Below are 23,849 nucleotides of genomic sequence, written 5' to 3' on the forward strand. Positions count from 1 at the left end.
TCGGACTCCCTCACACCGGTCCCACCTGCGGAGACGCCGTCGGCTCCGGGGTCGCGTCCGCGCTCTTCCCCTCCGCCGCGGCGGCGCGCATGGCACCCATCTGGGCGTCGGGGCCGGACGCGGGCGGGTCGGTGGGGTCCGAGGTCGGCTCGGGCGTCGGCTCCGGGGTCGGAACCGGCGGCTCCGGCGTGGGCTCGACGGGCGGCTGCGTGGACTCCGGGGTGGGCGTGCCCCCGCCGCCGCCCGGTCCTCCGGTCCCGCCGCCGGCGCCGCCGTTCCCGCCGCCCGCGCTCCCACCCCCGCTTCCGCCGTTCCCGCCGCCGCCCGCGCTGCCGGACGGCTGCTCGTGGCCGCCTCCGGTCGGCTGCGGCTTCGCCGTGCCGCCCGAGGGGCCGACGCCCGGCAGGGGCACGCCCTCCGCAGGCGGCGCGCTGCCGGACGGCGAGCCGGTCGGCACCGGGTTCTCCTTGCCCGAACCGGTCACGTCCGGCCCGCCCCCGTCCGGCCGGCCGTTCCAGGAGCCGCCGCCCCCGTCCGGGAGGCCCCGGCCGCCGTCGGACTCGGCCGCCACGCCCCGCTTCCCGCCGGAGGCGCCGGGCCCCGGCTTCGCCCCGTCGTCGCTCACACTCATACAGCCGCTCAGACCGGCACAGGCCGCGACGGCCAGTGCGGTGGCGACCCATCTCGCCGGGGTGGGCAAATGGCGCACGGGGGCACCTCCAGGACACAACAGGCAGGAACGGAACGCGTCCCACTGCCCAACTCCCCCAGCCCCGCAAGGGACACGGGCCCCCGCGCAAGGGAAACGGAGTCCGCCCTCTCACCCGGTCGGCACATCCCGGCCGCACGGCCCGGCCGTCACTGCCGGACGCACCCCGCACGGCAGCCGTCAGCCACCGGCCGCGCCCCGCGCCCCGCGCCCCGCGCCCCGCGCCCCGCGCCCCGCGCCCCGCGCAACAACGGTCGGCCCCGCCCGCGGGTGCCGGCCGCGACCGTCAGCCGTAGCCCAGCGCGTGGAGCCGTTCGTCGTCGATGCCGAAGTGGTGGGCGATCTCGTGCACCACCGTGATCTCGGTCTCCGCGACCACGTCCTCGCGCGACTCGCACATCCGCAGCGTCGGCCCCCGGTAGATCGTGATCCGGTCGGGGAGCACCCCGGCGTACCACTCGCCCCGTTCGGTCAGCGGCGTCCCCTCGTAGAGCCCGAGCAGCTCGGGGTCGTCGGAGGGCGGTTCGTCCTCCACGAACACGGCGACGTTGTCCATCAGCCGCGTCAGCTCCGGCGGGATCCGGTCCAGGGCCTCGGCGACCAGCTCTTCGAACTCCTCGCGCGTCATCTCCAGCACGCGCCCATTCTCCCCCGGGCGGAAACCGTTTTGGCGATAGCGCCCGGGATCCCATATGCTTCTCACGTCCCCGACGCGCTGCGAAGCGCGCAGGTGAGCCTCTAGCCCTCATCGTCTAGTGGCCCAGGACGCCGCCCTTTCAAGGCGGTAGCACGGGTTCGAATCCCGTTGGGGGCACGCAGTACCGTGTGCGAGACTAGTGATCGCGCACAAGCTTGGCTCTGTGGAGCAGTTGGTTAGCTCGCCACCCTGTCAAGGTGGAGGTCGCGGGTTCAAGTCCCGTCAGAGTCGCTGAAGCTGGAAACAGCTTCGTGGCTGGGTAGCTCAGTTGGTACGAGCGATCGCCTGAAAAGCGATAGGTCGCCGGTTCGACCCCGGCCCCAGCCACCAACAGAAGGCCCCGTTCGAAAGAACGGGGCCTTCTTCGTGTGCCCGCACACGAAGATGCTTACGCGGAGATGCTTACGCGGAGATGCTTACGCGGATGGGCGTACGGGGAGGAGGCCGGCGCCCCCTCCCCGTACCGTCACACCTCCTCGCGCTCCCGCGAGCGGCTCCCCCGCCGGCCCCGCAGTGCGAGGACCAGCGCCACCACGGCCACCACGGCGGTGAGCAGGGCCCAGTCCGGGACCGCCCGGCCGAGCGAGGCCACCCGCTCCTCCACCGCGAACGAGTCGTCCACCGACAGCGGGCCCGGCAGCGCGGTCGTCCCGTCGAAGACCAGGAAGAGCGTGCCCAGGGCGACGAAGAAGAGGCCCGAGAGCACCGAGGTCGAGTGGAGCGTGAGCCGGCCGAGCCGGAGGGGCCGCCCGCGCAGCCAGCGCCGCCGGCCCAGGTCGTACCGCTCCCAGAGCAGCGCGAGCACGAACAGCGGAACGGCCATGCCCAGTGCGTACACCGCGAGGAGCAGGCCTCCGTACACCGGGCTGCCGCTCAGCGCGGCCACCGTCAGGACGCTGCCGAGGATCGGGCCCGCGCAGAAGCCCGCGAGGCCGTAGACCAGGCCCAGGGCGTAGACGGAGAGCGCCGAGGTGGGCCGGATGCGGCCGCTCGCCTCCGCGATCCGGCGGGAGGCGAAGCCCAGGCCCAGGATCTGGAGGACGCCGAGCCCGACGATCAGCCAGCCGCCGACCGTGACGAGCAGGTCCCGGTGGCCGTAGAAGAACCGGCCCGCGAGGGAGCCGGCCGCGCCGAGCGGGACGAGGGTGGTCGCCAGGCCCGCGTAGAGGATGCCGGTCCTGGCGACCAGCCTCGCGCGCGTGTCGATGGAATACGCGAAGAAGGCCGGCAGGAGCAGGGCGCTGCACGGGCTGAGCAGGGCGAGCAGTCCGCCGAGGAAGGCGGCGAAGTAACCGATGCCGGAGGTCACTGCCCGGCCCCGGTGCCGGTCCCGGCGCCGGTGCCGGTCCTGCCCTCGGACCCGGCCCCTGTCTCGTCCTTGGCCTCGCCCCCGGACTCCGCACCGGCACCGGTACCGGCCCCGGACGGCTTCGCGGGCTTCTTCGGGCTCTTCGCCGCCGTCCTCGCCGCCGCCTCGATCGCCTCCGTGAAGGTCTCCAGGGGCTGCGCGCCCGCGATCGGGCGGCCGTTGACGAGGAAGGACGGGGTGGAGGTGGCGCCGAGCGCGTACCCCTGGTCCTGGTCCTTCCGGACGGCCGCGCGGGCCGCCTGCCCCTCGGTGTCCTTCGCGAACCGGGCCGCGTCGGGCACGCCCGCCTCCTTCGCGAGGGCGGCGAGGCGGTCCTTCCCGAAGCCCTGCTCCTTGGCGCCCTCCGCGTAGGCGGCGCGGTGGAACTCCCAGAACCGGCCCTGCTGCCCGGCCGCCCAGGCGGCGCGGGCCACGGCCTCGGACTCCTCACCGAAGATCGGGAAGTTCCGCCACTCGATGCGCAGGGTCCCGTTCTTCACGTACTTCTCCACCAGGACCGGCTCGGTGTCCCGGGCGAACTTCCCGCAGTAGCCGCACTTGAAGTCCGCGTACTCGATGAGCACCACGGGCGCGTCGGCCCGGCCCAGGGCGAGCCCGTCGAAGGCGTCGCGCCGGGCGTACGCCTCCAGCTCGGGGTAGACGCCCGCGGCCGGGTCGGCGGAGACCTCCGCGACGGCGGACGAACCGGAGGCGCCGGGGGACGCGGGCTTGGTGGCGGTGTACGAGACGACGCCGAGCAGCACGGCGGCGGCCGCCACCCCGGCGACGATCGCGACCGGCTTGCTCTTGGAGGAGGAGGTGGAGCTGGAGCTGGACATGCGGAAGCACTCCTGGAACAGACAGAACAGAAAGAGGGGAAGAGGACGGCGGAAGGAGGCCGTCCGTCTACACCCTCAGGACCGACAGCTCCACCGGCGACGGCGGTACGAGGTCGGGCGGCTCCCGCCCCGGCCCCGGCTTCCGCCCGGCCGCGTCTCCGGGTCGCCCCCCGCCCGGCGCCCGGTCGGCGGCGAGGGCGGGCAGCAGCTCCGCGAAGCCGTGCGCGCGCGGCGGTACGACGGGGCCGTCGGCCCCCGCCTCGGCGGGACGGACCGGATCGCAGCCGGGCACGGCGGCCCCGGGAGCGGAAACCACGGGACCAGCGGAAACCACGGGACCAGCGGAAACCCCAGGAGCAGCAGAAGCAGCGGGCCCCGCCGAAATCGCGGAAGCAGCCGCCCGATCCCCCTGGGCCCCCCACACCAGAAGCCCCAGCACCAGCCCCAGGAGCGCGGCGAACGCCGCCGGCGCGCGGGTGGTGCGGAACATGCGAAACCTCTCCGGTCCGGTCGGCGTGCCCGAAATAGTACGCACCCCGCGCGACCGCCCCGGGGACACCGCTCGTAAATCGGTTCGCCGCTTCTCGTCCGCAGGTGCGATCCTGGATTCCGTATGTCTACTTCCTTCGCCGCCCTCCAGTCCGTCCTGGCCGGGGTCTCGCTGCGGGACTCCCACCGGCTCGGCCGTCGTCTCGAAGGCGCCCGCCGCATCCGCAAGCCCGAGGCCCGCGCGGCCGTCCTGGACGAGATCGCCGCAGAGGCGGCCAAGGCCAAGGAGCGCGTCGACGCGCGCGCCGCGCGCGTGCCCGCCGTCACCTATCCCGAACAGCTCCCCGTCTCGCAGAAGAAGGACGAGATCCTGGAGGCGATACGCGACCACCAGGTCGTGATCGTCGCCGGTGAGACGGGCTCCGGAAAGACCACCCAGATCCCGAAGATCTGCATGGAGCTGGGCCGGGGCGTCCGGGGCATGATCGGGCACACCCAGCCCCGCCGGATCGCCGCCCGCACGGTCGCCGAGCGGGTCGCGGAGGAGCTGAAGACCCCGCTGGGCGAGGCCGTCGGCTGGAAGGTCCGCTTCACCGACCAGGTGAACCCCGACGCGACCTTCGTGAAGCTGATGACGGACGGCATCCTGCTCGCCGAGATCCAGACGGACCGCGAGCTGCGCGCGTACGACACGATCATCATCGACGAGGCCCACGAGCGGTCCCTCAACATCGACTTCCTGCTCGGCTACCTGGCCCAGCTGCTTCCGAAGCGCCCCGACCTCAAGGTCGTGATCACCTCCGCGACCATCGACCCGGAGCGCTTTTCCCGCCACTTCGGCGACGCCCCGATCGTCGAGGTCAGCGGTCGTACGTACCCCGTCGAGGTCCGCTACCGGCCGCTCCTCGAAGAGGACTCCGAGGAGTCCGACCGGGACCAGATCACCGCGATCTGCGACGCCGTCGACGAGCTCCAGGGCGAGGGCCCCGGCGACATCCTGGTCTTCCTCTCCGGCGAGCGCGAGATCCGCGACACGGCGGACGCCCTGCTCAAGCGGAAGCTGCGCAACACCGAGGTCCTCCCCCTCTACGCGCGCCTGTCGCACGCCGAGCAGCACCGCGTCTTCCAGGCCCACTCCGGCCGCCGGATCGTCCTCGCCACGAACGTCGCCGAGACGTCCCTGACCGTCCCCGGCATCAAGTACGTGATCGACCCGGGCACCGCCCGCATCTCGCGCTACTCGCACCGGACCAAGGTGCAGCGGCTGCCGATCGAGCCCGTCAGCCAGGCCAGCGCCAACCAGCGCAAGGGCCGCTGCGGCCGTACGTCCGACGGCATCTGCGTCCGGCTGTACTCGGAGGACGACTTCCTGTCCCGTCCGGAGTTCACGGACGCCGAGATCCTCCGGACGAACCTGGCCTCCGTCATCCTCCAGATGACCGCCGCCGGGCTCGGCGACATCGAGAAGTTCCCCTTCATCGACCCGCCGGACCACCGCAACATCCGGGACGGCGTGCAGCTCCTCCAGGAGCTGGGCGCGATCGACCCGGCCGAGAAGGACCCGAAGAAGCGGCTCACACCGCAGGGCCGGAAGCTGTCCCAGCTGCCCGTGGACCCCCGGCTCGCCCGGATGGTCCTGGAGGCCGACCGGAACGGCTGCGTCCGCGAGGTCATGGTGATCGCGGCGGCGCTCTCCATCCAGGACCCGCGCGAGCGGCCGGCGGAGAAGCAGGCGCAGGCCGACCAGCAGCACGCCCGGTTCAAGGACGAGACGAGCGACTTCCTCGCGTACCTCAACCTGTGGCGGTACGTGCGCGAGCAGCAGAAGGAGCGGGGTTCCAGCTCCTTCCGCCGCATGTGCAAGCAGGAGTACCTGAACTTCCTGCGGATCCGGGAGTGGCAGGACATCTACTCCCAGCTGCGGACGGTCGCCAAGCAGATGGGGATCCATCTGAACGAGGAGGACGCGCCGGAGCAGTCCGTGCACGTCTCGCTCCTAGCGGGTCTGCTGTCCCACATCGGTCTCAAGGACGTGAAGGACGGGGCGAAGAACGACTACCTCGGCGCCCGCAGCGCCAAGTTCGCGATCTTCCCCGGTTCCGCGCTCTTCAAGAAGCCCCCGCGCTTCGTCATGTCCGCCGAGCTGGTGGAGACCTCGCGGCTCTGGGCCCGGGTGAACGCCCGGATCGAGCCCGAGTGGATCGAGCCGCTCGCCCAGCACCTGGTGAAGAAGACGTACAGCGAGCCGCACTGGGAGAAGGACCAGGCGGCCGTGATGGCGTTCGAGAAGGTGACGCTGTACGGCGTCCCGATCGTCGCCGACCGGAAGGTGAACTACGGGCGGATCGACCCGGAGGTCTCCCGCGACCTGTTCATCCGGAACGCGCTTGTCGAGGGCGACTGGCGCACCCACCACAAGTTCTTCGCCGACAACCGCAAGCTGCTCACCGAGGTCGAGGAGCTGGAGCACCGGGCCCGGCGCCGGGACATCCTCGTCGACGACGAGACGCTCTTCGACTTCTACGACAAGCGGGTCCCCGAGCACGTCGTCTCCGGAGCCCACTTCGACTCCTGGTGGAAGCACAAGCGCCACGAGGAGCCCGAGTTCCTCGACTTCGAGCGCGAGATGCTCATCAACGAGAAGGCGGGGGCGGTCACCAAGGACGACTACCCCGACTCGTGGCGGCAGGGCCCGCTCAAGTTCCGGGTGACGTACCAGTTCGAGCCGGGCGCGGACGCGGACGGCGTGACCGTCCACATACCGCTCCAGGTGCTCAACCAGGTGACGGACGAGGGCTTCGAGTGGCAGATCCCGGGCCTGCGGGCGGAGGTCGTCACGGAGCTGATCCGCTCCCTGCCGAAGCCGATCCGCCGCCACTACGTCCCGGCGCCCAACTTCGCGGGCCGCTTCCTCGACGCGGTCGTGCCCGTGCAGGAGCCGCTGACGACGGCGCTGGCGCGCGAGCTCCAGCGGATGGTCGGAGTGCCGCTGACGGCCGAGGACTTCGACTGGGCGAAGGTGCCCGAGCACCTCAAGGTGACCTTCCGGATCGTCGACGAGCGGCGCCGGAAGCTGGCCGAGGCCAAGGACCTGGAGACGCTGCGGCTCAAGCTGCGTCCCAAGGCGCGCCAGGCGCTCTCCAAGGCCGCCGCGGCGGCCACGGGCGGCCCGGACGGCTCCGGGCCCTCCCTGGAGCGCTCGGGCCTGAAGGACTGGACGATCGGCACGCTCACGAAGGTCTTCGAGACCAGACGGGCGGGCCAGCCGGTCAAGGCGTACCCGGCGCTCGTGGACGAGGGCGACACCGTGGCCGTGCGGCTCTTCGACACGGAGGCCGAGCAGGCGCTCGCCATGTGGCGGGGCACCCGGAAGCTGATCATGCTGAACATCCCGGTGAACCCGGCGAAGTTCGCCTCGGACAAGCTGACCAACCAGCAGAAGCTGGCCCTGTCCTCGAACCCGCACGGTTCGATCCAGGCCCTCTTCGACGACTGCGCGACCGCCGCCGCCGACAAGCTGATCGCGGACCACGGCGGCCCGGCCTGGGACGAGGAGTCCTTCCGGAAGCTGTACGACAGGGTCCGCGCGGACCTGGTGGACACGACGGTACGGACGGTGGGCCAGGTCCAGCAGATCCTGGCGGCCTGGCAGGCCTGCGAGCGGCGCCTGAAGGCCACGGGCAGCCCGGCGCTCCTGCCGAACCTCCAGGACGTGCGGGCGCAGCTGAACTGGCTGGTTCCGGCCGGTTTCGTCACCCGTACGGGTCTGAAGCGGCTCCCGGACCTGATGCGCTACCTGGTGGCGGTGGACCGGCGGCTCCAGCAGATGCCCACCGGGGCCCAGCGGGACACCACCCGGATGGAGAAGGTCCAGGAGATGCAGGACGAGTACGCCTGGCTCCTGGAACAGCTCCCGAAAGGGCGGCCGGTGCCGGCCGAGGTCACCGACATCCGCTGGATGATCGAGGAGCTGCGGGTGAGCTACTTCGCGCACGCCCTGGGGACGGCGTACCCGGTCTCGGACAAGCGGATCGTGAAGGCGATCGACGCGGCGGTCCCGTAGCCCGGGAGCGGTGCGGCGCCGTGGCGGAAGCGGTGCGGCGCCGGGCTTCGGACCCGCGCGGTCCGGTAGCCGGGTCCTCGCCGTCGGTGAGTTCGACCGCACCCGCTGACCTGCTGTACAGTCTCTCTCGCAGCCGCTTGAAAAGAGCGCTGCGAGCAAGGTCCTGTGGAGCAGTTGGTTAGCTCGCCACCCTGTCAAGGTGGAGGTCGCGGGTTCAAGTCCCGTCAGGATCGCCCCGAAAACGAAGGCCCGCATCGTGAGATGCGGGCCTTCGCTGCGTTCCCGTGTCTTGACGGGGGCCCGTGCCCGCCGGTACTCCGGACTTCAGGGAATCGGGGGCCCCGACTGGAGGTGGTCGCGCATGGCCGCGGCGTCCGCAGCACGGCACGACACACGAGCACTGCTGCGCGCCCATCTGGCGGCCGCGTCGCGGTACGGGCACCTCACGCGCCACTGCGTGGTCTGCCACCGCCTCCTGAGGCTCGCCATGGAGATGCCGGAGACCCCGGAGGCGGCGCGGGCTCCGGAGGCTCCGGAAGCGGCGCGGGCTCCGGAGGCTCCGGACGCCGGGGAGCGGCCGCCGGCGACGGAGGACGAAGGTCCCGCCGACCCGTGACCAACGGCGTGCCGGAGTCCGGCTCCGGAGTGGCAGCCTTGACCTTGGCAAGAGTTCGCCCGTGTGACGGGTGTCACTGAAAGAGTTTCAGAAACCCCTTCACTTACACCCTCCCTACACCGGTCCGATTTAATCGGTGCAATTGCACCACCATCCAACGGAGGGCACCGGGCACAAAAAGATCGCGCTGGACCCGGCGGAGTCCAGCGCGATCGTTTGACGAAGACCTGTTGGGGCAAGTGTTCGCCGGCAGAGCTAGGGGTGGGCCACCGGATTGGGGGATCCGGAAGGGCCCGGTGTTACGGGGTACTGCGGGGTGTCACGCGACCTCAGGCCTCGCTGCGCTGCTGCGGAATGCCCGCCAGCAGCGCGCGGACCTCGGCCTCGCGGTACCGGCGGTGCCCACCCAGGGTGCGGATGGACGTGAGCTTGCCCGCCTTGGCCCAACGGGTCACCGTCTTCGGGTCCACACGGAACATCGTGGCGACCTCGGCAGGGGTCAGCAGCGGCTCGGCATCAGGGGTGCGAGCGGTCATGAGCGGCCTCCTCGGGAGAACCGAACCAATCTCGGTTCTTTCCTCTAAATTCTGCACCTTGACCCGCGTTGCCCGAAATGGCAGAAGCGGGCCGAGTCGGTTATAGGACGAACGGCTTGTCCTCGGCACTACAACTACACCATCCGTCCAGCCACGTCGGCCAAACCGATGGAATTGCCCTCGCAGGTGTTCATCAGCGGCGGAAGTCGATGGACCATGCCATAACGGACAGTCACGCGTCTGTGACGATCAGTCACAGGGCGATCAGGAGTCCTCAGACCCCCCATAGAGTGCAATGCTGAGCGTTCCGCCCAAAGTTGGGCGGAAGGAACCCTCCCCGGACTCCTTGTCCTATTTTGGCACGAGGATGGGTGATCGGCGCAAGGGTGCGTTAAGTGCTGTCCGTCACGCTTGAGCCAAAGGCCCGGATCGGGACCAACGTCCCCACCGGACGGGAGCCGAAGGACCCGTGGACCGGAGGAAGGGGGCGCGGAGGAACCCCGGCGCCATCGGCTCCAGGAGGCCTCGAAGATCATTTACACCGGTCGGACATGTCTTGTCGATACCGACCTGACGAAGATGCCCGACTGATGTCAGTTCGCACACGGAGGCTTCCGGCCACGGTTACCGATTACCGACGGCCGGACGCCTCCGGTCACCGACGGCCGGCCCCTCCGGCTACCGACGGCCGGGCCTCTCCGGTCGCCGGCGGCCGGACCGCTCCGGTCACCGACAGCCGGACCCTCTCCAGTGGCCGACGGCCGGACCCCTCCCGGGGGCGCGTCAGTTCGCGAACCGCAGGTCCCTGATCGCCCGCCAGCGCTCGGCCAGCTGCCCGTACGCCTCGCTCGCCGCCTCGCCGTCCCCCGCCCGCAGCGCGGCGATCCCCTCCGCCAGCCGGGCCGCCGACCGCTCCTCCGCCAGCCACTCCTCCGGCACCACGTGCACGAGCCCGCCGAAGTCCAGCTCCACCAGGGCGCGCGGGTGGAACTCCTCCAGCCAGCGCCCCACCTCGACCAGACCCTCCGTCATCGGACCGTCGTCGATCGACTCCCGCAGCGCCCGCAGCGCCCGCGCGAGCCGGCGCCGCGCCTGGGCCATCGTCGTCCGGTACCGCAGCACCGGCGCCCGGCCCGCGCCCGCCGCGTCCTTCGGGACGCCCGGCTCGTACTGCCGGTCCTCGTCGCCGAAGAGGGCGAACCAGCGCACCGGCACCTGCCAGACCGCCGTACGGATCCACGGCCGCGCGTCCGGGTTCCGCGCCAGCCAGCGCTCGTGGTCCGCCGCCACCTGGCCGCGCACCACCGGCGGCAGCATCGCGTCGAGCACCGGCCCCGGATACCCCTCGGCCACCAGCTCCTCCAGGGCCAGCCACGCGCGCAGCCGGGTCCGCCACGGGCAGATCACCACCACCCCGTCCAGATGCGCGACGAAGGCCTCGCCGCTCTCGTGGACCGGCACCGGGACCGGGGGCGTCGGCAGCAGGTCCGCGAGCGACCGGCGCAGTTCCTCCTGCGCCCCCGGGGTGCGGGGCCGCCGCGCGTACCGGGCCCAGTGGGACCGCTCCGGCTCGGGGAACGCGGCCAGCGGCTCGTACACCCGCAGATAGGACGCGTAGGGGACGAGGACCGAGGAGGCGACCGACATGTCGCGAATCCTTCCACGGAGGTACTCCGCGAGGGGGTGATCCTGCGCACTGCGGCTGATCTACGCCCAGGTAGCGCTTACCCTCTTGCCGAACCGGTCCCTCCCCCACCCGCAGGGAGGGCCGAAACCGCCGCTTCGTACTTGGGAGTCACCACCGTGACCGATGTGACCGGCGCTCCTGTCGATCCCGCAGACGTGCTGCAGACCCTCTTCCGTTCGGAACAGGGTGGCCACGAGCAAGTCGTGCTCTGCCAGGACCGCGCGACCGGCCTCAAGGCCGTCATCGCCCTCCACAGCACCGCCCTGGGCCCGGCCCTCGGCGGCACCCGCTTCTACCCGTACGCCACCGAGGCCGAGGCGATCGCCGACGCGCTCAACCTGGCGCGCGGCATGTCGTACAAGAACGCCCTGGCCGGTCTCGACCACGGTGGCGGCAAGGCCGTCATCATCGGCGACCCGGAGCAGATCAAGACGGAGGAACTCCTCCTCGCCTACGGGCGCTTCGTCGCCTCCCTCGGCGGCCGGTACGTCACGGCCTGCGACGTCGGCACCTACGTCGCCGACATGGACGTCGTCGCCCGCGAGAACGCGTGGACCACCGGCCGCTCCCCCGAGAACGGCGGCGCCGGCGACTCCTCCGTCCTCACCGCCTTCGGCGTCTTCCAGGGGATGCGCGCCTCCGCGCAGACCCTGTGGGGCGACCCCACGCTGCGCGGCCGCAAGGTCGGCGTCGCGGGCGTCGGCAAGGTCGGCCACTACCTCGTCGAGCACCTCCTGGAGGACGGCGCCGAGGTGTACGTGACCGACGTGCGCGAGGAGTCGGTGCGCCGGATCACCGACAGGCACCCGCAGGTGAAGGTGGTGGCCGACACCGACGCGCTGATCCGCGTCGAGGGCCTGGACGTCTACGCGCCCTGCGCGCTCGGCGGCGCCCTGAACGACGACACCGTCCCGGTCCTCACCGCAAAGATCGTCTGCGGCGCGGCCAACAACCAGCTCGCCCACCTCGGCGTCGAGAAGGACCTGGAGGAGCGCGGCATCCTCTACGCGCCCGACTACGTGGTCAACGCCGGTGGCGTGATCCAGGTCGCGGACGAGTTGCACGGCTTCGACTTCGACCGGTGCAAGGCGAAGGCGACGAAGATCTTCGACACCACCCTCGCGATCTTCGCACGTGCGAAGGAGGACGGAATCCCGCCGGCCGCGGCCGCCGACCGGATCGCCGAGCAGCGGATGGCGGAGGCCCGGCGCGGCTGACCCGCGCCGGGGGACGGCCCGCCGCGAAAGGGACGCCGGGGAGACTTCCCTCACCCTGATCGGCGGGTCGTGCCCCTAGAAGAGGTTAAAATCGCGACTGACCAGCGAGGAAAGGGCACCTCGAAGGTTCTGTACCGGGGTATGTGATGCGCACGGCGTACCGTAGACCCACGGAAACAGGTACCGTTGAAGCCCTACGGGCCGGTCTCTCCGTCGAGAGTCCGTTCCGAATCATGAACGCGTGTCAAGACTCTGGGGCCATCGAGCCCCGTCACCGAGGGGGTCGAGCCATGGGGCGCGGCCGGGCAAAGGCCAAGCAGACCAAGGTCGCCCGCCAGCTGAAGTACAGCAGCGGCGGGACGGACCTGACGCGTCTGGCCAATGAGCTGGGCGCTTCGACTTCGAGTCAGCCGCCGAATGGCGAGCCGTTCGAGGACGACGACGAGGAAGACGACCCGTACGCCCAGTACGCGGATCTCTACAACACGGACGACGAGGACGAGGACGACCAGTCCGGCCCCTCTTCGTCCCCGCGTCGCGCTTGACCTTCTGAACCACCGAAACCCGGTCCGGTACACCCGGCCGGGTTTCTGTGCTGTCCGTGTACCCGTCCGCCGACAAGCGCGGGCAACGGGCGGGCAACGGCGATCGGGGGCGCCCCTGGAGGCACCCCCGATGACGTACATTCCGGCCGGTCAGCCCGCGTAGTCCCCGACCAGCTCGGCGCCGGTGGCGAGGTCGCCGCGCTCGGTGATCTCGCCCGCGACCCAGGACTCGACCCCGCGGTCCGCCAGGGTGGCCAGGGCCGCGTCCACGGAGTCGGCCGGCACGACGGCCATCATGCCGACGCCCATGTTCAGGGTCTTCTCCAGCTCCAGGCGCTCCACCTGTCCGGCCTTGCCGACCAGGTCGAAGATCGCGCCCGGGGCCCAGGTCGAGCGGTCGACGGTGGCGTGCAGGCCGTCCGGGATCACCCGGGCCAGGTTGGCCGCGAGGCCGCCGCCCGTGATGTGGCTGAAGGCGTGGACGTCCGTGGTCCGGGTGAGGGCCAGGCAGTCGAGCGAGTAGATCTTCGTGGGCTCCAGGAGCTCCTCGCCCAGGGTCCGGCCGAGCTCCTCGACCCGCTGGCCGAGGGTCATGCCGGCGCGGTCGAAGACCACGTGCCGCACGAGCGAGTACCCGTTGGAGTGAAGGCCGGAGGAGGCCATGGCGATGACCGCGTCACCCGTACGGATGCGGTCCGGGCCGAGCAGCCGGTCGTACTCCACGACGCCCGTGCCCGCGCCGGCGACGTCGAAGTCGTCCGGGCCGAGGAGGCCCGGGTGCTCCGCCGTCTCGCCGCCGACCAGGGCGCAGCCGGCCAGGACGCAGCCCTCGGCGATGCCCTTGACGATCGCCGCGACCCGCTCCGGGTGGACCTTGCCCACGCAGATGTAGTCGGTCATGAAGAGCGGCTCGGCACCGCAGACGACGATGTCGTCCATGACCATCGCGACCAGGTCGTGGCCGATCGTGTCGTACACGCCCATCTGGCGGGCGATGTCGACCTTCGTGCCGACGCCGTCGGTCGCGGAGGCGAGCAGCGGACGCTCGTAGCGCTTGAGGGCGGAGGCGTCGAAGAGGCCGGCGAACCCGCCGAGGCCGCCCAGGACCTCGGGGCGCTTCGTCTTCTTCACCCACTCCTTCATCAGCTCGACGGCGCGGTCGCCCGCCTCGATGTCGACGCCCGCGGACGCGTAGCTGGCGCCGCCTTCGGCACTGAGGGACTCAGACATGCTGGGAACTTTCGTGTCGTACTGCGGTTGCAGCGGTTGCGACGGGGTCTTGCGAACTTACGGACGACGGAGCGCGTCGGCGGCCGCGGTGGCGGCCGGACCGGCGGCCAGCTCGGTCTCCAGGAGCTGCTTGCCGAGCAGCTCGGGGTCCGGCAGCTCCATCGGGTACTCGCCGTCGAAGCAGGCACGGCAGAGGTTCGGCTTCTGGATCGTGGTCGCCTCGACCATCCCCTCCAGGGAGATGTACGAGAGCGAGTCCGCGCCCAGCGACTTGCCGATCTCCTCGACCGACATCCCGTTGGCGATCAGCTCCGCGCGGGTCGCGAAGTCGATGCCGAAGAAGCAGGGCCACTTGACCGGCGGGGAGGAGATCCGGATGTGGACCTCGGCCGCACCGGCCTCGCGGAGCATCCGGACCAGGGCGCGCTGGGTGTTGCCGCGGACGATCGAGTCGTCGACGACCACGAGCTTCTTCCCCTTGATGACTTCCTTGAGGGGGTTCAGCTTCAGCCGGATGCCCAGCTGGCGGATGGTCTGGGAGGGCTGGATGAAGGTGCGCCCGACATAGGCGTTCTTCACCAGGCCAGCGCCGAAGGGGATGCCCGAGGCCTCGGCGTAGCCGATGGCGGCCGGGGTGCCGGACTCCGGAGTCGCTATCACCAGGTCGGCCTCGACGGGCGCCTCCTTCGCGAGGCGGCGGCCCATCTCCACGCGGGAGAGGTACACGTTCCGGCCGGCGATGTCGGTGTCCGGGCGGGCCAGGTACACGTACTCGAAGACACAGCCCTTGGGCTTCGCTTCCGCGAATCGAGAGGTGCGGATGCCGTTCTCGTCGATCGCGATCATCTCGCCCGGCTCGACCTCGCGGACGTAGCTGGCGCCGCAGATGTCGAGGGCGGCGGACTCGGAGGCCACCACCCAGCCGCGCTCGAGGCGGCCGAGGACCAGCGGGCGGATGCCCTGCGGGTCACGGGCCGCGTAGAGCGTGTGCTCGTCCATGAAGACGAGGGAGAAGGCGCCCCGGACCTCGGGGAGGATCTTCGCGGCGGCCTGCTCGATGGTGAGCGGCGCGCCGTCCTCGTCCACCTGGCCCGCGAGGAGCGCGGTCACCAGGTCGGTGTCGTTGGTGGCGGCGACCCGGGTCGCGCGCCCTTCCTTCTTGGGCAGGTCCGCGACCATCTCGGCGAGTCGCGCCGTGTTCACCAGGTTGCCGTTGTGGCCGAGCGCGATGGAGCCGCGGGCGGTCGCCCGGAACGTCGGCTGCGCGTTCTCCCACACGGAGGCCCCGGTGGTCGAGTAGCGGGCGTGACCGACCGCGATGTGACCTTGGAGGGAACCGAGAGAGGTCTCGTCGAAGACCTGGGACACGAGCCCCATGTCCTTGAAGACGAGGATCTGGGAGCCGTTGCTGACCGCGATTCCCGCGGATTCCTGGCCCCGATGCTGGAGGGCGTAGAGCCCGAAGTACGTGAGCTTTGCGACCTCTTCACCCGGAGCCCAGACCCCGAAGACGCCACAAGCGTCCTGGGGGCCCTTCTCGCCGGGAAGCAGGTCGTGATTGAGTCGACCGTCACCACGTGGCACGTTTCCGAGTGTAGACGGGCTCGACCACTGGTCCGAATTGAGGAAATGCAGGACCGCCCGCACTCGTGCGATCGCACGAAATGATCATCTCGTGCTTGGAGAGGGCTACAAACCAGACGGGGGAAGGGATTCCGGCTCCGGGACCGTGACGAGCGGACGCTCGTATCAGGCCCGGAGCCGTCCCGCGATGTGACGGAGTTCGCAATCGGAGAGGGACCGGCGCGGGTCCGGACGCCCGGTGCTACGCGCGTCCGGCCGGTTCGGCGGTGGCGGTGAGGCCCTCGCCCGAGGCGTCGGTGAGCGTCAGGGTCCGGTGGTCGACCCGATAGGTGAGCGGCCCGTCGAGGAGCGCGTACAGCTGCGTCTCCAGCTTCATCTGCGGGCCCGTACACATCATCCGGGTGGTGGCCGCCGGGCCCTCGACGGTGAGGGTCGTGCCCTCGGTCCTGGCGGTCGCGGAGAAGTTGTTGCACCCCAGGTTGCCCGTGACCTTGCCGTCCTCGCCCAGGACGATCCGCGCCTTGCCCTCGCTGCCGGCGGGCAGGGAGGAGGCGGTCTTCCCGGAGAGCAGGCCGTCGACCTTCCACGCGGTGCCGCGCAGCGGGGCGGGCCGCTCGGCGGTGAGCGCGAGGACGTCGCGCCCGTCGGGCGAGGTCAGGGTCAGGGTGTCGTTCTTCAGCGTGCCCTTGAGCTCCCCGGAGAAGGCCTCGACCAGGTCCTTCTCGAAGCGCATCCGGTCGTCGGAACAGGCGATCTCGGTCATCGGGCCCGGGGAGACGGTGAGGGTGTCCCCCCGGACGGCGGCGGTGGCGTTGAAGGTGTTGCACCCGCCCCGGCCGGTGATCCGGCCGTCCTTCCCGAACGTGACGCGGGCGTCGTCGGGGGCGTCGGACGCGCTCCCGTCGACGGTGACCTCGTCGACGGTCCAGTGCGTGCCGGTGAGCGGGAGGTCCGGGGAGACCGTGCCCGCCCCGGGCTTGGATCCCTGCCCTCCCTCCGTGCCGCAGGCGGTGAGCAGGAGCGCGGGGAGGAGCGGTACCAGGACGACGAGTGCTCGTGGCTTCGACATGGAGATGGGACGGACGACCGGACGAGTCGGTTCCACGGTCCCGGCGACCTGCGCGGACCCGTGGATCAGCCCATCAGGGGCAGCAGGTCCGCCAGGTCGGCGCGTTCGCCGCTCGCGCTCACCAGGGCCGCGTCCAGCTCCGCCGCCCACTCCACGCGCCCGGTCGCGAGCCGGATCCAGGTCAGGGGGTCCGTCTCGACCACGTTGGGCGGGGTGCCCCGGGTGTGCCGGGGGCCCTCCACGCACTGGACGACGGCGTACGGCGGGACCCGCACCTCGACCGCCCCGCCGGGGGCCCGCACCGCGAGGATGTCGGCGAGGAGACGGGTGCAGGCGGCGAGGGCCTTCCGGTCGTACGGGATGCCCGCGCCGGTCGCCTCGTTCAGGTCGTCGGTGTGGACGACGAGTTCGACGGTCCGGGTGACGAGGAAGTCCCCGAGGGTCATGGCGCCGAAGCTCAGCGGCAGGAGCCGGTCGTCGGCCGCGCCCGCCACCGCCTCCTCGTAGTCGTCCTGCACGCGCGCGTAGAGCCCGTGCAGGTCCGAGGCGTCGATCCCGCGCGTGTGCGCGTCGATCCGTTCGGCGGCCGACGCGGTCCTGGACGGCCAGTCGAGCAGGGCCAGTTCCCGCGCGGCCGGCGCGGGCTCGGCGAGCAGCAGGGGTACGGAGTCGACCATCCACGCGACGTGCGCCGCCAGGTCCCGCACGGTCCACGTCCCGAGCCGGGTCGGCCCGTCGAGCTGCACGGGCGTGAACGCCTCGACGGCTTCCCGCACGTGCCGGAACTGGGCGTGAACGGCGGCCCGGGTCTTGGCGGAATCGTAGCTACGGGTGCGCTTCTTGGCCGGTGGCATGGGGCGAGGGTAGTCGGAGGGGAGGGCGGGGGTGGGGTGGACGCGGGTGGAGTCGAGGGGGGTTGGGCGCGGTCGGCGGGGTGGGTGCGGTTTGTGGCGGGCACGGTCGGCGGTGGGTGCGGTCGGTGACAGGTGCGACGGCGGGAGCGGTGGGCGTCTGGAGCGGTCGGCGGTGGGTGTGGTCCGTGACAGGTGCCCTCGGTGGTGGGTGTGGTCCGTGACGGAGGCGGCCCGTGACGGGAGCAGTCCGTGGCCGAGGTCAGGCCGGATGGGTGGCTCCCGGTATCGACTCGAACGTCTCCTTGTTCTTCGGCACTCCGAGACCGCGCCAGGTGAAAGGAACGCCCCTGGCCCTGTCCAGGTCCGGGCCGTCCATCAGCTGGAAGTGCAGGTGCGGTTCGGTGGAGTTGCCGGAGTTCCCGCACCGGGCGAGCTCCTGGCCGGCCGTAACCCGGTCGCCCGCCCGGACGGTGAGCGAGCCCCGCCGGAGGTGGGCGTACACCGCGTAGGTGCCGTTCCCGAGGTCGAGTATCAGATGGTTCCCGACGACCCGCCGGGCCCCCGCGAGGACGCGGACGGTGGCCTCGAGGACCATCAGATAGAGCACGGCGGGCAGCGAGTTGCGGCTGAGGTGGTCGCGCTGGCCGTCCTCCGCGTGCACGACGGTCGCGTCGGCGACCGCGAACAGCGGAGCTCCGAAGGCCGGGAAGTCCTCGCTCCGGCGGGCCACCGGCCACAGCCACGCGAAGGGGGGCCGGGACCGCTCTCCCTCCTCCGCCTCCGCCACGATGTCGATCGCGTACGTCTGGCCGTACTGGTGGGTGCCGTGACTGGGCGTCCGGTCCGCCGGGCTGTTGAGCGCCGACCAGCGGCCGGCGACCGGCGGATCCACTTCGACCGGGGGCCGCGCCGCCGCCTCGATCTCCTTGCCGGTGTGCCGGGCAAGCGCGATCCCGACCCCCACGGCGGCGATCAGCGGCAGCCAGCTCACCGCGTACGGGTAGGGCAGCCCGACGGTGAACGAGACGACGAGCTGGACGAAGAACAGCAGCCAGAGCGTGCGGTGGAGCATCACCGCGGTCTTGCGCGTGAACATGAGCGTTCCCCCTGAACGATCGTGGTCGACGGCAGTGGTCGATGGTCTACGGGTGGGCCGCCGTGAGGGCCACCAGGAGCGGGACGACCCGGGCCGCCGGAACCTCGTAGCGGCCGCGTCCGGTCGTGTGGAGCCAGCCCGCGCCGGTCAGTTGGCGCAGGTGGTGGTAGACCTGGCCGGTCGTGCCCGTCTCCGGGAGCTCGGCCAGCTCGGCGGCGGTGCGGCGGCCGCCGAGTATCTCCCGCAGCAGCCGGAGCCGTACGGGATGGCCAAGCGCGGCGAAGGAGTCGGCGGTCTCGGCCCAGTCCTCGTCGAGCAGCCGCTCGGTGAACGCGCCGAACTGCCACTCGTACCGCTCCTCGGTGGGCAGGCGGACCGAGCCCGTGAACAGAACCCCGCCGTCAGCGCCCCGCGGGCCCGCTTCGGCCAGCTCGGCCTTGAATCCCTCCAGGGCCCAGAAGTCCCCCCGGGAGGGGTCGGGGCGCGCGGAGTCGGAGGGCTCCATGCCCTCCAGCGCGGCGATGCGCCGCTCCAGCTCGGTGAACCGCTCTTCCAGCTCCATGCGTACAGATTACGTAATTACGTAACTCCGCGCAAGAGGGAATCAGGAGGAGAACAACGAAGCCCCCGTCCGGGCCCGAAGGTCCGGACGGGGGCTTCCCCTGTGCTTCGCGTCAGGCCAGCAGGCCCGGGATCGTCGCCTCGTGGGCCGTGCGCAGCTCCTCCAGGGAGAGGGCGAACTCGCCCTGCACGTCGACCGCGTCCCCGTCGACGACACCGATCCGGGTCGCCGGCAGACCCCGCGCACCGCACATGTCGGTGAAGCGGAGCTCCTCGCTGCGCGGGACGGCGACGACCGCGCGGCCCGCCGACTCGCTGAAGAGGAAGGTGAAGGCGTCCAGGCCCTCCGGGACGACCAGGCGCGCGCCCTTGCCGCCGCGCAGGCAGGACTCGACGACCGCCTGCACGAGACCGCCGTCGGAGAGGTCGTGCGCCGCGTCGATCATGCCGTCGCGGGAGGCCGAGATCAGGATCTCGCCGAGCAGCTTCTCCCGGTCGAGGTCCACGGCCGGCGGCAGACCGCCGAGGTGCTGGTGGATCACCTCGGACCAGGCCGAACCGCCGAACTCCTCCTTGGTGTCGCCGAGCAGGTAGAGGAGCTGGCCCTCTTCCGCGAAGGCGATCGGGGTGCGGCGGTTGACGTCGTCGATCACGCCGAGGACGGCCACGACGGGCGTCGGGTGGATCGCCACGTCACCGGTCTGGTTGTAGAGCGAGACGTTGCCGCCGGTCACCGGGGTGCCCAGCTGGAAGCAGCCGTCCGCGAGACCGCGGGTGGCCTCGGCGAACTGCCACATCACGTCCGGGTCCTCGGGCGAGCCGAAGTTCAGGCAGTTGGAGATCGCCAGCGGCTTGGCGCCGGAGGCGGCGACGTTGCGGTACGACTCCGCGAGCGCGAGCTGCGCGCCCGCGTACGGGTCGAGCTTCGCGTACCGGCCGTTGCCGTCGGTCGCCATGGCCACGCCGAGGTTGGTCTCCTCGTCGATGCGGACCATGCCCGCGTCCTCGGGCTGCGCCAGGACGGTGTTGCCCTGCACGAACCGGTCGTACTGGTCCGTGATCCAGGACTTCGAGGCCTGGTTCGGGGAGGCGACGAGCTTGAGGACCTGGTCCTTCAGCTCCGCGCCGTTCGCGGGCCGGGGCAGCTTGCCGGCGTCGTCGGCCTGGAGCGCGTCCTGCCACTCCGGGCGGGCGAACGGGCGCTGGTAGACCGGGCCCTCGTGGGCGACCGTGCGCGGCGGCACGTCCACGATCTGCTCGCCGTGCCAGAAGATCTCCAGGCGCTCGCCCTCGGTCACCTCACCGATGACGGTGGCGATGACGTCCCACTTCTCGCAGATCTCCAGGAAGCGGTCGACCTTGTCGGGCTCGACGATCGCGCACATGCGCTCCTGCGACTCGCTCATGAGGATCTCCTCCGGCGAGAGCGTCGCGTCGCGCAGGTGCACGCGCTCCAGGTCGACCCTCATGCCGCCGGAGCCGGCGGAGGCCAGCTCGGAGGTGGCGCAGGAGAGCCCGGCGCCGCCGAGGTCCTGGATGCCCGCGACCAGCTTCTCCGCGAAGATCTCCAGGGTGCACTCGATGAGGAGCTTCTCCTGGAACGGGTCGCCGACCTGGACGGCGGGGCGCTTGGTCGGCTTGGTGTCGTCGAAGGTCTCGGACGCGAGGACCGAGACGCCGCCGATGCCGTCGCCGCCCGTGCGGGCGCCGTACAGGATCACCTTGTTGCCGGTGCCGGATGCCTTGGCGAGGTGGATGTCCTCGTGCTTCATCACGCCGATGCAGCCGGCGTTGACCAGCGGGTTGCCCTGGTAGCAGGAGTCGAAGACGACCTCGCCGCCGATGTTGGGCAGGCCGAGACAGTTGCCGTAGCCGCCGATGCCGGCGACGACGCCGGGCAGCACGCGCTTGGTGTCGGGGTGGTCGGCCGCGCCGAAGCGCAGCGGGTCGACGACCGCGACCGGGCGGGCGCCCATGGCGAGGATGTCGCGGACGATGCCGCCGACGCCGGTGGCCGCGCCCTGGTAGGGCTCGATGTACGAGGGGTGGTTGTGCGACTCGACCTTGAAGGTGACCGCGTACCCCTGGCCGACGTCGACGACGCCCGCGTTCTCCCCGATGCCGACGAGCATGGCGTCGTTGGCGGGGACCTTCTCGCCGAACTGCTTCAGGTGGACCTTGCTGCTCTTGTACGAGCAGTGCTCCGACCACATGACGGAGTACATGGCGAGCTCGGCGCCGGTGGGACGGCGGCCGAGGATCTCGCGGATGCGCGCGTACTCGTCCTCCTTGAGGCCGAGCTCCTTCCAGGGCTGCTCGCTGTCCGGCGTCTCGCTCGCGTGCTTGACGGTGTCGAAGGCGCGGGGGTACGGGGGGCGTCCCCCGGAAGAAGACAGCATCAGGCGTTGACCAGCTTCTTGAGGATCGAGGTGAAGAAACCGAGGCCGTCGGTCTTGCCGGTGCCGACCAGCGGCTCGACGGCGTGCTCGGGGTGCGGCATGAGGCCGACCACGTTGCCGGCGGCGTTGGTGACGCCCGCGATGTCGCGCAGCGAGCCGTTGGGGTTCACGTCCAGGTAGCGGAAGGCCACCCGCCCCTCGGCCTCCAGCTCGTCGAGCACGCGCTCGTCGGCGACGTACCGGCCGTCCATGTTCTTGAGCGGGACCTCGATCTCCTGGCCCTCGGTGTAGTCCGAGGTCCAGGCGGTCTCCGCGTTCTCCACCCGCAGCTTCTGGTCGCGGCAGATGAAGTGGAGGTGGTTGTTGCGCAGCATCGCGCCCGGCAGCAGATGGGCTTCGGTGAGGATCTGGAAGCCGTTGCAGATGCCGAGGACGGGCATGCCCGCCTTCGCCTGCTCGATGATCGTTTCCATCACCGGCGAGAAGCGGGAGATGGCTCCGGCCCGCAGGTAGTCGCCGTAGGAGAAGCCGCCGGCCAGGACCACGGCGTCGACCTGCTTGAGGTCCTTGTCGCGGTGCCAGAGCGAGACGGGCTCGGCGCCCGCCAGGCGGGCGGCGCGCAGCGCGTCCTGGTCGTCGAGCGTTCCGGGGAACGTGACGACGCCGATGCGTGCGGTCACGACGAGGCCCCGGCGGTCTCGGTGGACTCCACCTTCACGACGAAGTCTTCGATCACGGTGTTGGCGAGGAAGGTTTCGGCCATCTCATGGATGCGGGCGAGGGCGGCGTCGTCGACCGGTCCCTCCACCTCCAGCTCGAAGCGCTTCCCCTGACGGACGTCGGCGATTCCGGCGAATCCCAGGCGGGGCAGTGCACGCTGCACCGCCTGCCCCTGGGGGTCGAGGATCTCCGGCTTGAGCATGACGTCGACTACGACGCGTGCCACTGGCACTCCCGGTGGTGTGTTGCGTGGGCGGTTCCTTCAGCGTACCTGCCTCCAAATTCTACGCGGGTAGAAATCTGAAGGATCCTACAAAAGGAGGGTTCCCGGCAGCCTCTCCCGCCACACCCCGGCCACCCCCTCCACGGCAAAATTCACGTGAAATATTGCGCACCGCATTGCACCGGGACACGCTGAAACAATTGGCAGGGCTTCACAATGCGACGCCTGCCGCTGTAGAAAGGTTTCCAGAAGAAAGCAGCATTGTCCCGGCACAGCCGAACGGTCGGCATCGTCGCAGTTCAGGGGCGCCACAAGCGCCGCCTATGACCTCGGCAGCCGAAGGAAAGGACCGATATCCGTGGCTCAGCGTGTGGTGGTCACCCTCTCCGATGACATCGAGGGCGGAGAAGCAGCTGAAACGGTCGCGTTCGGCCTCGACGGGAAGATGTACGAGATCGACCTGAATGCTGCCAATGCAAAGAAACTCCGTAAGGCCCTCGCGCCCTACCTGGCGGCCGGCCGCAAGATGCCCGCGCGGATCGGCGCCGGTTCCGGCGCCGGCGGCCGGGGCCGGACGGCCGCGACGTACACGCACACCGACCTCGCCCCCGACCCGGCGGCGGTCCGCGCCTGGGCCCAGTCCAACAAGATGGACGTGCCCGCCCGGGGCCGGATCCCGAAGCGGGTGTACGAGGCCTTCCGCGAGGCGAGCTGAGCGGGGGGCCTCCGGGGCGGGCTCCTTCAGGGTGAGCTCCTTCAGGGTGAGCTCCTTCAGGGCGGGTCCCTGCGGAGTAGGCCTCTCTGGGGTGAGACCCACCGGGGCGGCGGGGGCCGCCGGGATGAGGCCCACCGAAGTGGACCCCTCCGAGGCGGGATCCACCGGGACGAGCTCCACCGAGGTGAGGTCCAGCGGGGCGAGGTCCAGCGGGGCGAGTCGCTCCAGGGAGGGTTCCGGCCCGGCCGGGGCCGCCCGTCGTCGCAGGCCGAGCCGATTTGCATTGCACCCCGGGTGATCGGCTAGAGTCTGGATCACGCCGAGGGGCGAGGCCGAAAGGCCCCACTCCAAGCAGCGTGCGGGTGTAGTTCAGTAGCAGAACAGCCCCCTTCCAGGGGGAAGGCGCAGTGTGCAATTCCTGTCACCCGCTCTGCATCGCATGACCGTCCACTCTTGTGGATCAGGTACAGTGGTGCTCGCACCGCCCGGTGAAAGCCGGTCGGGAGCAATGCGGACGTGGCTCAGTTGGTAGAGCATCACCTTGCCAAGGTGAGGGTCGCGAGTTCGAATCTCGTCGTCCGCTCAGAGTATGAAGGCCTCGGTTCTCAGGAACCGGGGCCTTCGTCGTGTTTCCCTCCTCCCGTTCCTCCCC

General features: G+C 70.9%; 21 protein-coding genes and 6 tRNA genes. 11 read left to right on the forward strand and 16 right to left on the reverse strand.

Annotated features, from left to right (window positions below):
• Positions 1 to 10: 10 nt before the first annotated feature.
• Together ACIQD7_RS20890 and ACIQD7_RS20895 are read right to left on the reverse strand one after the other, a co-directional pair.
• A complete protein-coding gene (locus ACIQD7_RS20890) occupies positions 11 to 709 on the reverse strand; it encodes a hypothetical protein (RefSeq protein ID WP_402443333.1) in 699 nt (232 codons plus the stop codon).
• 286 nt (positions 710 to 995) lie between these two features.
• Positions 996 to 1,346: a metallopeptidase family protein gene (locus ACIQD7_RS20895; protein WP_053648331.1), complete on the reverse strand. Its 351-nt coding sequence runs from the start codon at positions 1,344 to 1,346 to the stop codon at positions 996 to 998.
• Positions 1,347 to 1,450: 104 nt separating this feature from the next.
• On the opposite strand from ACIQD7_RS20895, the gene ACIQD7_RS20900 reads away from it, so the two are divergent.
• From ACIQD7_RS20900 to ACIQD7_RS20910, 3 genes are all read left to right on the forward strand, one after another.
• A tRNA-Glu gene (locus tag ACIQD7_RS20900) sits at positions 1,451 to 1,523 on the forward strand.
• 40 nt (positions 1,524 to 1,563) lie between these two features.
• Positions 1,564 to 1,637, forward strand: a tRNA-Asp gene (locus ACIQD7_RS20905).
• 22 nt (positions 1,638 to 1,659) lie between these two features.
• Positions 1,660 to 1,736 (forward strand) — tRNA-Phe (locus ACIQD7_RS20910).
• 136 nt (positions 1,737 to 1,872) lie between these two features.
• Here ACIQD7_RS20910 and ACIQD7_RS20915 read toward each other — a convergent pair.
• The 3 genes from ACIQD7_RS20915 to ACIQD7_RS20925 all read right to left on the reverse strand — a co-directional run bounded on the left by ACIQD7_RS20915 (position 1,873) and on the right by ACIQD7_RS20925 (position 3,909).
• A complete protein-coding gene (locus ACIQD7_RS20915; protein WP_402443335.1) occupies positions 1,873 to 2,715 on the reverse strand; it encodes a cytochrome c biogenesis CcdA family protein in 843 nt (280 codons plus the stop codon).
• Positions 2,712 to 3,593 carry a DsbA family protein gene (locus ACIQD7_RS20920; RefSeq protein WP_402443336.1) on the reverse strand — a complete coding sequence of 294 codons (882 nt, stop codon included), beginning with the start codon at positions 3,591 to 3,593 and terminating at the stop codon, positions 2,712 to 2,714. Before ACIQD7_RS20920 ends, ACIQD7_RS20915 begins: the two co-directional genes overlap by 4 nt.
• A gap of 67 nt (positions 3,594 to 3,660) precedes the next feature.
• Positions 3,661 to 3,909, reverse strand: coding sequence for a hypothetical protein (locus ACIQD7_RS20925; protein WP_402443338.1), 249 nt, complete (start codon positions 3,907 to 3,909; stop codon positions 3,661 to 3,663).
• Between the two features lie 297 nt (positions 3,910 to 4,206).
• Here ACIQD7_RS20925 and hrpA point away from each other — a divergent pair, with 297 nt between their 5' ends.
• The 3 genes from hrpA (at position 4,207) to ACIQD7_RS20940 (ending at position 8,761) form a co-directional block, all read left to right on the forward strand.
• Positions 4,207 to 8,145 carry an ATP-dependent RNA helicase HrpA gene (hrpA, locus tag ACIQD7_RS20930; RefSeq protein WP_402443339.1) on the forward strand — a complete coding sequence of 1,313 codons (3,939 nt, stop codon included), beginning with the start codon at positions 4,207 to 4,209 and terminating at the stop codon, positions 8,143 to 8,145.
• A gap of 159 nt (positions 8,146 to 8,304) precedes the next feature.
• Positions 8,305 to 8,378, forward strand: a tRNA-Asp gene (locus tag ACIQD7_RS20935).
• Positions 8,379 to 8,506: 128 nt separating this feature from the next.
• Entirely contained in the window at positions 8,507 to 8,761 is a 255-nt protein-coding gene (locus ACIQD7_RS20940) for a DUF6274 family protein (RefSeq protein ID WP_402443340.1), read from the forward strand.
• A gap of 329 nt (positions 8,762 to 9,090) precedes the next feature.
• Here the strand turns inward: ACIQD7_RS20940 and bldC are convergent, their stop codons facing one another.
• Together bldC and ACIQD7_RS20950 are read right to left on the reverse strand one after the other, a co-directional pair.
• A complete protein-coding gene (gene bldC, locus ACIQD7_RS20945; protein WP_003949541.1) occupies positions 9,091 to 9,297 on the reverse strand; it encodes a developmental transcriptional regulator BldC in 207 nt (68 codons plus the stop codon).
• Between the two features lie 783 nt (positions 9,298 to 10,080).
• Entirely contained in the window at positions 10,081 to 10,944 is an 864-nt protein-coding gene (locus tag ACIQD7_RS20950) for a hypothetical protein (protein ID WP_402443341.1), read from the reverse strand.
• A 156-nt stretch (positions 10,945 to 11,100) separates the two neighbouring features.
• Here ACIQD7_RS20950 and ACIQD7_RS20955 point away from each other — a divergent pair, with 156 nt between their 5' ends.
• Both ACIQD7_RS20955 and ACIQD7_RS20960 read left to right on the forward strand, forming a co-directional pair.
• On the forward strand, positions 11,101 to 12,201 hold the full coding sequence (locus ACIQD7_RS20955; protein ID WP_161374911.1) for a Glu/Leu/Phe/Val dehydrogenase dimerization domain-containing protein: 1,101 nt from the start codon (positions 11,101 to 11,103) through the stop codon (positions 12,199 to 12,201).
• A 290-nt stretch (positions 12,202 to 12,491) separates the two neighbouring features.
• Positions 12,492 to 12,746: a DUF3073 domain-containing protein gene (locus ACIQD7_RS20960; protein WP_053648317.1), complete on the forward strand. Its 255-nt coding sequence runs from the start codon at positions 12,492 to 12,494 to the stop codon at positions 12,744 to 12,746.
• Positions 12,747 to 12,896: 150 nt separating this feature from the next.
• Here ACIQD7_RS20960 and purM read toward each other — a convergent pair whose 3' ends face one another.
• From purM to purS, 9 genes are all read right to left on the reverse strand, one after another.
• On the reverse strand, positions 12,897 to 13,976 hold the full coding sequence (gene purM, locus ACIQD7_RS20965; protein WP_402443343.1) for a phosphoribosylformylglycinamidine cyclo-ligase: 1,080 nt from the start codon (positions 13,974 to 13,976) through the stop codon (positions 12,897 to 12,899).
• 57 nt (positions 13,977 to 14,033) lie between these two features.
• On the reverse strand, positions 14,034 to 15,560 hold the full coding sequence (gene purF / locus ACIQD7_RS20970; RefSeq protein WP_121831185.1) for an amidophosphoribosyltransferase: 1,527 nt from the start codon (positions 15,558 to 15,560) through the stop codon (positions 14,034 to 14,036).
• A gap of 241 nt (positions 15,561 to 15,801) precedes the next feature.
• On the reverse strand, positions 15,802 to 16,629 hold the full coding sequence (locus ACIQD7_RS20975) for an META domain-containing protein (RefSeq protein WP_161374912.1): 828 nt from the start codon (positions 16,627 to 16,629) through the stop codon (positions 15,802 to 15,804).
• A 65-nt stretch (positions 16,630 to 16,694) separates the two neighbouring features.
• Entirely contained in the window at positions 16,695 to 17,483 is a 789-nt protein-coding gene (locus tag ACIQD7_RS20980; RefSeq protein WP_402443346.1) for a sterol carrier family protein, read from the reverse strand.
• A gap of 259 nt (positions 17,484 to 17,742) precedes the next feature.
• Entirely contained in the window at positions 17,743 to 18,579 is an 837-nt protein-coding gene (locus tag ACIQD7_RS20985; protein ID WP_402443348.1) for a M23 family metallopeptidase, read from the reverse strand.
• Positions 18,580 to 18,625: 46 nt separating this feature from the next.
• On the reverse strand, positions 18,626 to 19,141 hold the full coding sequence (locus ACIQD7_RS20990) for a helix-turn-helix transcriptional regulator (protein WP_121831182.1): 516 nt from the start codon (positions 19,139 to 19,141) through the stop codon (positions 18,626 to 18,628).
• Positions 19,142 to 19,253: 112 nt separating this feature from the next.
• Positions 19,254 to 21,539, reverse strand: a complete 2,286-nt coding sequence (gene purL, locus ACIQD7_RS20995) for a phosphoribosylformylglycinamidine synthase subunit PurL (protein WP_402443350.1) — start codon at positions 21,537 to 21,539, stop codon at positions 19,254 to 19,256.
• The gene (gene purQ / locus ACIQD7_RS21000; protein ID WP_383408780.1) at positions 21,539 to 22,219 is read right to left on the reverse strand and encodes a phosphoribosylformylglycinamidine synthase subunit PurQ; all 681 of its coding nucleotides are present in this window, start codon (positions 22,217 to 22,219) and stop codon (positions 21,539 to 21,541) included. The genes purL and purQ overlap by 1 nt, the downstream gene beginning before the upstream one ends.
• Positions 22,216 to 22,485, reverse strand: coding sequence for a phosphoribosylformylglycinamidine synthase subunit PurS (purS, locus tag ACIQD7_RS21005; protein ID WP_053648299.1), 270 nt, complete (start codon positions 22,483 to 22,485; stop codon positions 22,216 to 22,218). Before purS ends, purQ begins: the two co-directional genes overlap by 4 nt.
• Before the next feature lie 355 nt (positions 22,486 to 22,840).
• Between purS and ACIQD7_RS21010 the strand changes: the two genes are divergently transcribed.
• From ACIQD7_RS21010 to ACIQD7_RS21020, 3 genes are all read left to right on the forward strand, one after another.
• Positions 22,841 to 23,197, forward strand: coding sequence for an Lsr2 family protein (locus ACIQD7_RS21010; RefSeq protein ID WP_402443353.1), 357 nt, complete (start codon positions 22,841 to 22,843; stop codon positions 23,195 to 23,197).
• Between the two features lie 358 nt (positions 23,198 to 23,555).
• Positions 23,556 to 23,627 (forward strand) — tRNA-Gly (locus tag ACIQD7_RS21015).
• A gap of 80 nt (positions 23,628 to 23,707) precedes the next feature.
• Positions 23,708 to 23,780: transfer RNA gene (locus tag ACIQD7_RS21020), tRNA-Gly, on the forward strand.
• The last annotated feature ends 69 nt before the right edge of the window (positions 23,781 to 23,849 follow it).

This window comes from Streptomyces sp. NPDC093071 (genome assembly GCF_044754545.1).
Lineage (GTDB): Bacteria > Actinomycetota > Actinomycetes > Streptomycetales > Streptomycetaceae > Streptomyces.